Consider the following 8,014-nt stretch of genomic DNA (forward strand, 5'->3'; position numbering starts at 1 on the left):
GCGTAATCCTTTGCATCATAGTTCTTTACGGGGGTTAAATCAGAATTAAGCGGAACCTTATAAGGCAACTGATAGCTGGCATCCTGAAAGACAATCATCACATCCGGATGATTATTCATTCGGTATGTAACCGCCATATCGCGATCCTCTGCTCCTGAATCGTTAGCAATGAAACCATACGGCAGACAAAATCCTTTTTCTGAAGGAATGTCATAAAGTTCTCTGGTCTGAAAATGCTCTAGAAATGAGAGAATGCCTGATTCACTACTCAAATATTTTGTTTCAGTCCGAAGACGAATATCATCGTGACCTTTCATAAATTGATATAATCTGTTTTTTTTGTAAATATATAACGAATAGGATTCATCGTATGAAAGAAAAAAAACATCATGTGAGTACTGTATTGTATTGTATTTATGGTTGAAATATGAAAGGTCTTCACCTACATCATCTTTATATTTATTAAAGCTCACCACGTTATTTTTCGATACCAAAACCCTATGCTTTCCATAATAGAAGTGAGAATAAGGGTTGTTAATGTTACCTCTCCGATATTGGTGGTATTCTCCAAAGATAGCATCTATTGGCAAATCTTTAGTGTTAATATTTTCAGCAGGGTAAAGTCCGACCTCTAAATTATCGGGTAATTGCAGTTGGTAATATCCAATACATTCATCTTTCCATGTTGTACTTTCCGCCCAAGATGTATATGAGTAAAACAACAGGAAAAACGAAAAAATATATGTCTTCATCACTCCGCACTCCATTAAAATACTATGTTCTTGAGTTTATGGGAAGGCATTATTTTAATCGATAATTTCCACATGATAGTCAATTAAATTATTCTCCCCTTTCGTCCAGTGGATAGGCAATAAGGTTATATATCCCTTTATCTTTTCCAGACTCTGTTTTTTATTATATAATACTTCTCTGAATTTAAAATCCGTCTTATACATACGCCAGAAATCAACAGAAAACGGCATATTCTTAGCTGCATCTGCTATAGTGAGATTTTTGTTTTTATATACAGGCCACAGCAATGCGGGTTCACCTTTTTCGTCATCTTCATACTCATTATTCTTTTTTATATCATTTAAATAATTTTGGGGTATAAAGTCAAAAGCATCTTCATAATACCTTGTATTATTCAGTGCTAGTTCTCTTATCTGTTGCCACCCCTCCGCTTTTGCTGGCATCTGTAAAAAATCACTGAATTCTCCGACTGCATCGCCCAACAGTTTTTTCCATATATTGATCCGTAAATCACGTGCAAACTTTCTATAAGGCGAGAGTACACCTGAACCATCAATATCTTGATATCCTCCCTCTGTATCCGCTATCAGCACCGCCAGCTCAGAATCCCTGTTTCCTGGGCGTGACCTTCACCCGCAATGTCCATGAAAGCGATGACTGGCGTACTGAACTGAACGCCTTCTGGCTGGCATGGGGCCAGCAGATGAACCAGGCGCTGGTGAACCAGATGCTAACGCAGTCCTCACCGGCGCGCAGCGCGGCATTCAGCTTTTCCCGCCAGATGCAGGGCGCGGGGGAGGTTATCGCCCTGCTGCTGGATGCGCTGCTGGATGGTGAACATCAGGACATTATGCTACGCGGCGTGTATCTGACCTCTTCCCTGCAACGCGGCCAGATGGACGATATTTTCACCCAGTCCGCAGCCCGTCAGTATGGTCTTGAAAACGGCTCCCTGACCGCCTGGCCGCTGGTGGACACCACGCCGTATTTTTCCCGCACCCTGTTTCCGGAGGTGCTGCTGGCCGAGCCGAATTTTGCCGGGGAAAATCGTCTGTGGCTGGCTGGTTCCCGCCGCCGGATGAACATCTTTACTGGCTGCGGCGCGGTGGCAGCGCTTCTGCTCATCGGGGGTTGGCACCACTGGTACAACGAGAACTATCGCGCCGGGCTGACCGTGCTGGCACAGGCGAAGTCGTTTATGGATGTCCCGCCGCCGCAGGGAACCGATGAGTCCGGCCAGCTCCAGCTGCCGCTGCTGAATCCCGTTCGCGACGCCACGCTGGCCTACGGCGACTGGGGCGACAGAAGCTGGCTTGCCGATATGGGGCTGTATCAAGGGACGCGCGTCGGTCCCTATGTGGAGCAGACCTACCTGCATCTGTTAGAACAGCGTTATCTCCCGGCCCTGTTTAATGGCCTGATGAAAGACCTGAATAATGCGCCGCCGGAATCGGAAGAGAAGCTCGCCGTCCTGCGCGTTATCCGTATGCTGGAGGATAAAAGCGGGCGCAATAATGAAGTGGTGAAACAGTTTATGGCGAAGCGCTGGAGCGAACAGTTCCACGGCAAGCAGGATATTCAGGCGCAACTGATGTCCCACCTCGACTACGCCCTGGCGCATACCGACTGGCGAGCGCAGCGCCAGAAAGGCGACGCGGACGCTATCAGCCTGTGGACGCCGTATGACAGACCGGTACAGAAATTACAGGCTTGTGTGCCGCATGAGGTAATTGAATAGATGGAAGCCTTAAAGGAACCCGGCGAAAGCACTGCGCAATTTATCGTGACCGCCCTCTAAGGGGAGATAAAGCGCCGCCAGCGCCGAAAGAATCAGGAAGTGCAAGAAGACTGACTGAATATCAGTTAGGCTCTGCAACTTGGTTTTTTATTTGATCCTCACTGGCGGTCTGTAAAGTCACCTTTGTTTTATGCGGTACCTGGTATGACATCATTTAAATGGTCACAGGGTGGTTACTGATAGCGGTTTACCAGATCCTTAACCACGGCTGCATAAGTTTTTTGTCTGAGCTGAGTGATTTGTGGTTCTGTCATCGGCGCCGGCGTTTTTTCGGCCAGCGGCTGTTGGCTACTGTATTCGTAATTGATCGGAGACCAAGTGGCCCATTCTCCGGTTGCCACGTCCACCAGAGCGAAACGTATCAGGTAACGCAGTGATGTGGAACCGGACAATGTTTCACCACGGTAATCCGACCAGATGGTTGCTTTTGTCGCGGCGTCGTTCCTGCCGGTTTGTAGTGTATCCCAGTAAACAATAACGGCTTTCTGTTGCCCTTTTGCCGCAATATAACGCAGCGCCTGCATATAGTTCATATTTTCGCTGGAGACGGCATTCCCTTCCTCCATTTTGACTTTGTTGCAGGAAAGGGGCTTCTGCCTGTCTGGAATACCGGAGAATGTTGATACTTGGTAGTACTTTCCCATCTCCTGCTGCATGGTCATTTCCGGCGCACGACTGCCGGACTGAACCAGAATAACGGCAGAGTTCAGCGGTACACTGAATTTCCCCCCATCGAGTGCAGCCTGAATATCCTCTTCTGAAACCGCCAGCGTGGTTTCATTGCCAAAAATATCTTTATCCGTGAGCTTCGTTGTTGCATCTTTACTAATGCTGTCCTCTGTCCGGGGAACGCTGGTTTTTTTCGCATCAATGGGGGAGTGTACGCAACCGTTTAATAAAAATGTTGCCATACATAAAAATATCGTTAACGTGATGTTCATAAATGATCGTCTCTCATGAATACTGACTGTTTACTCTGATTGTTTCAGTCTGGCATGTTTTTTAATTATATGCTTTTTGCAATTTTTATGAAAATTAAGTTTTATATTTGTATCCTCAATAAAACATTTCATTCTATAAGTAATGATATTTCTTTTGCATTTTTTGAATGATCTCTGAAATGTGCATGCAGTTTTTTGTGGTTTTTTAATGTTAACTTGCAATGATATTGTGTACTTCTAGAAGATAGTAATAAAAATTTGATATGAATGCTGTACCTTATTACAGTAACAATTTTTCCATGCTGGCTTGGGTAATAATTGGTGAGGCCGTTGATATTATAAGAAGAAAACGAGCGGGTGATGGAAATAAATTATTTTTAACGAGAGGACGCGACGATCTGGTCAGCAAAATCTGTTATCTGAGTCCTGAATGTTTTCTTAAAAATGATAACTGGAGGATAAGAACAGAAGGTGAATATATTATACTTCTCTGTCAATATTATTGATACTCAGCCACGGGGGGCATATGTGGTGATGCAAAAAATTCTTGCGTGCTCTCTTAATTTATCCTATCCGAAAATGGAGCAATATAATATTATTTTCGGTATGCTGGTATGTGATGAGGATAATGATCCTACCACATGAAATGTGGACACCACCCTAAGCGCGGTAGTGTTTTGCACATATCTGAATCAAGCGATGATACTTTCCTACCCCAGACCGGACAAAGACCGGACTCTGCCTTGCTGTGATGAATCCACCAGATAGGCATACAAGGTGGAAATAGTGTTTATTGGCAGTTTGAAGCCGAATAGAGAACAACACTGTGACCGGAAGGGCAGGGAGTAGCTAAAGGGAAATGCTCGGGTTGGAGGGAAGAGGCCGAGTGATGGTTACTGTGGCTAAGATGACCAGAAATCTACCGGAACCCCAGAAAGCAAAAAACCAGCCCGTAGGCTGGTTTTTCTAAATAGTGGTGCCCGGACTCGGAATCGAACCAAGGACACGGGGATTTTCAATCCCCTGCTCTACCGACTGAGCTATCCGGGCAACGAGGCGCATTAAAACCGATTCGCTTCTTTTCGTCAACGAAATTTCTTCAAATCAATGCAGACTGCACAATCTATCACCACATTGCTGGTATTGCACGCATTCTCAGGCAAAAAATGCCGTCCACGCGGCGGAAAGCGGCATGGCCAATAGCAGGGCAGGTAGCATGTTCACGACGGCAAACATTTTAATTCCGCAGATACGCAAGCCGGTTGCCAGCAACAGCAAGCCACCTACGGCGCTAAAGTCAGCCATCATGGCAGGCGTCGTCAAAGGCAAGATCAGCGCGGCGCAGGCGGCGAGCGTCAGCTGGATTGCCAGCATCGGCACACAAATGGCGGATACCGCAATCCCCAGCGAACAGGCGAAGATGATAGCGGTGAAGAAATCGAGAAACGACTTCGCGATTAAAATATTTGGATCGCCGGTCATGCCTTCATGTATCGCCCCAAAGATCCCGGTGCCGCTGGCACAAAACAATACAATGATGGCGACAAAGCTTTGAATAAACGATTCGTGCGTTGCATTGGCATCTGACTTTGAAAAAAGCTGCTGCGCTTTGGCGACCGCCGCATTAATCCCTTTTTCCAGATGGCACAACTCGCCAATCAGTGCGCCGACCAGCGTTGCCAGCACCATAACCGGCAGGTTGGCGCATTTGATTACCAGCAAGATACCAATGCCCAGAGAAGCCAGTCCGAAAATAGAGGTCATTGAGACCCGAATGCGTTCGGGTAAATGCTGGCTGAGCAGCGTACCGAGAACGCCACCAAGTAAAATAGCGCTGGCATTAATAAAAGGTCCGATTACCACATGAGCTCCTGCATACCCGTTATCGTCTTGATGATGAAGGCAATTTTCGGGGTATATTTATGTTTTCAGATTGCATTATTATGACGCTATTGTCCGGCAAAATGCTTGTTTATCTGTGGGGATATGCATAGGATTTTGTCTTGCGCCTGGTAGTGAAAGGTGCCATGATTGCGCGAATTTTCTCCTGTCTGAATGGGGTTGCCTGGGATGAATCAATTCCCCCTACATCACCTTCAACATCGCCTTTTTGCGCGACGTTCTCCCCTTTCTACGACACATCCTCATTCTCCCTCCATGCGGTGACGGCGGCGTACGCTCACTGCAGGATAACAGTAAGATCAGAGGCTATCTGCTTTTACTGATGTCTGGCGGTCGGGGCTGGTAACCAGTTTGACCAAACATTTCGTGGGATAACGCCGTGTGGCATTGTCCGGGACTTTGACTTTCCCGAAACGGGTTTTTGCGCTTATGAAATCAATGAAAATTGCCGCCAGTGGTGAACTGGTCTCTTGTCTGTCTACCCATCGTCAGGTGGTGTCACTGGACGGTACCGATTTTACTGATGTTGCGGCAGTCGTCATTACCGTTGCGGACAGCCGCAGCGGGATCCTCGCGTTGCTTAAACGCACAGGTTTTCATTTACCGGTGTTTATTTTCTCAGAGGTTACTGTCGAGTTACCTGCGGGTGCAGAGGCGGTTATTGGCGGTAACGCACAGGACTGGCTGGAGCTGGAGTCCGCCGCATGTCGTTATGAGGACGATCTGTTGCCACCATTTTATGACACGCTGACGCAGTATGTCGAAATGGGCAACAGTACCTTTGCCTGCCCAGGCCATCAGCACGGTGAATTTTTTAAGAAACATCCTGCCGGACGGCATTTTTATGAGTTCTTTGGCGAGAATTTGTTTCGCGCGGACATGTGCAATGCTGACGTCAAGTTGGGCGATTTGCTCATTCATGAGGGGTCGGCAAAGCATGCGCAGAAGTTTGCGGCAAAAGTGTTTAATGCAGATAAAACATACTTTGTGCTGAACGGCACCTCTGCTGCCAATAAAGTCGTGACCAACGCGTTGCTGACGCGTGGCGATCTGGTGCTGTTTGACCGTAACAATCATAAATCAAACCACCATGGTGCGCTGATCCAGGCCGGCGCTACACCAGTCTATCTGGAGGCGGCGCGTAACCCGTTTGGCTTTATTGGCGGCATTGATGAGCACTGCTTTAATGAAGCGTATCTGCGCGGGCAGATACGCGACGTCGCACCACATAAAGCCGACCAGCCGCGCCCGTTCCGTCTGGCGATTATCCAGTTGGGAACCTATGATGGGACCATTTATAACGCGCGACAGGTGATCGACAAGATCGGCAGTTTGTGCGATTACATTTTGTTTGACTCTGCCTGGGTTGGTTACGAACAATTTATCCCGATGATGGCGGATGGCTCGCCATTGCTACTGGATCTCAAACCCAACGATCCCGGGATTTTTGTCACCCAGTCGGTGCACAAACAGCAGGCCGGGTTCTCACAAACCTCGCAGATCCACAAAAAAGATAACCATATTCGCGGCCAGGCGCGTTTTTGCCCGCACAAACGGTTGAACAATGCCTTTATGCTGCACGCCTCCACCAGCCCGTTTTACCCGCTATTTGCCGCGCTGGACGTTAACGCAAAAATCCATGAAGGTGAGAGCGGACGCCGGTTATGGGCGGAATGCGTGGCGTTAGGAATTGAGGCACGTAAAGCCATTATCGATCGCTGTAAGCTGATTCAGCCCTTTATTCCCCCGATGGTGGGGGGGAAGCCCTGGCAGACATACCCGACGCAGGTTATTGCCAGCGAGCGTCGCTTCTTTAGCTTTGAGCCGGGAGCAAAATGGCATGGTTTTGACGGCTATGCGAGCGATCAGTATTTTGTCGATCCGTGCAAACTGCTGCTGACCACGCCGGGAATTGATGCGCAAACTGGGCAGTATACTGACTTTGGTATACCAGCGACGATCCTCGCACACTACCTGCGAGAGAATGGTATTGTGCCGGAAAAATGCGACCTCAATTCAATCCTGTTCCTGCTGACGCCAGCAGAAAGCGCAGAGAAAATGGCGCAGCTGGTGGCGATGCTGGCTCAGTTTGAACAGCACATTGAGAACGATACGCCGCTGGCAGATGTGCTGCCCACAATCTTCAACAAATACCCGATGCGCTATCGGGATTACACGCTGCGTGAACTGTGTCAGGAAATGCATGACCTGTACGTGAGCTTTGATGTGAAGGATCTGCAAAAAGCGATGTTCCGTCAGGAGAGCTTACCCGCTGTTGCCATGAACCCGCAGGATGCCAACAGTGCTTATATCCGGGGAGATGTTGAGCTGTTGCGCATTAGTGATGCTGCCGGTCGTATCGCGGCAGAAGGTGCGTTGCCTTATCCTCCCGGCGTGTTGTGCGTAGTACCCGGTGAAGTGTGGGGCGGAGCGGTACAGCGTTACTTCCTGGCGCTGGAAGAGGGCGTTAATCTGCTGCCGGGCTTCTCACCTGAACTGCAAGGGGTTTACAGTGAAACGGACGCCGACGGCATTAAGCGTCTGTATGGATATGTTCTGAAATAAAAAACGGATCGCGCGGCCGATACATTTCCGGCAAAAAAAGGGTCACCGTCAGGTG

At 48.2% G+C, this 8,014-nt stretch carries 5 protein-coding genes, 1 tRNA gene and 1 pseudogene; 2 read left to right on the forward strand and 5 right to left on the reverse strand.

The genetic code is table 11. The features are described 5' to 3' along the window. Positions 1-752, reverse strand: a 752-nt coding sequence (locus tag FDW95_RS04080) for a T6SS immunity protein Tli4 family protein (RefSeq protein WP_249358911.1), incomplete at its 3' end; no start/stop codon positions are given. Positions 753-806: 54 nt separating this feature from the next. Then, positions 807-1,346 carry a hypothetical protein gene (locus FDW95_RS04085; protein WP_115257505.1) on the reverse strand — a complete coding sequence of 180 codons (540 nt, stop codon included), beginning with the start codon at positions 1,344-1,346 and terminating at the stop codon, positions 807-809. A gap of 23 nt (positions 1,347-1,369) precedes the next feature. Here FDW95_RS04085 and FDW95_RS04090 point away from each other — a divergent pair. Continuing rightward, positions 1,370-2,449, forward strand: a pseudogene (locus tag FDW95_RS04090) (ImcF-related family protein); the annotation flags it as partial. 275 nt (positions 2,450-2,724) lie between these two features. Here FDW95_RS04090 and FDW95_RS04095 read toward each other — a convergent pair. From FDW95_RS04095 to FDW95_RS04105, 3 genes are all read right to left on the reverse strand, one after another. Then, a complete protein-coding gene (locus FDW95_RS04095; RefSeq protein ID WP_115257506.1) occupies positions 2,725-3,492 on the reverse strand; it encodes a hypothetical protein in 768 nt (255 codons plus the stop codon). A 974-nt stretch (positions 3,493-4,466) separates the two neighbouring features. Beyond that, a tRNA-Phe gene (locus FDW95_RS04100) sits at positions 4,467-4,542 on the reverse strand. Between the two features lie 105 nt (positions 4,543-4,647). Further along, entirely contained in the window at positions 4,648-5,355 is a 708-nt protein-coding gene (locus FDW95_RS04105; protein WP_096755730.1) for a DUF554 domain-containing protein, read from the reverse strand. A gap of 468 nt (positions 5,356-5,823) precedes the next feature. Here FDW95_RS04105 and FDW95_RS04110 point away from each other — a divergent pair, with 468 nt between their 5' ends. Continuing rightward, positions 5,824-7,959: an ornithine decarboxylase gene (locus tag FDW95_RS04110; RefSeq protein WP_115257507.1), complete on the forward strand. Its 2,136-nt coding sequence runs from the start codon at positions 5,824-5,826 to the stop codon at positions 7,957-7,959. Positions 7,960-8,014 lie beyond the last annotated feature (55 nt).

The sequence above is a fragment of the Citrobacter sp. wls718 genome, from assembly GCF_005280945.1.
Lineage (GTDB): Bacteria > Pseudomonadota > Gammaproteobacteria > Enterobacterales > Enterobacteriaceae > Citrobacter > Citrobacter gillenii.

Coding starts and splice junctions, on each gene's coding strand:
- FDW95_RS04110 (WP_115257507.1), top strand. CDS start 5,824: ATGAAATCAATGAAAATTGCCGCCAGTGGTGAACTGGTCTCTTGTCTG.
- FDW95_RS04095 (WP_115257506.1), bottom strand. CDS start 3,492: ATGAACATCACGTTAACGATATTTTTATGTATGGCAACATTTTTATTA.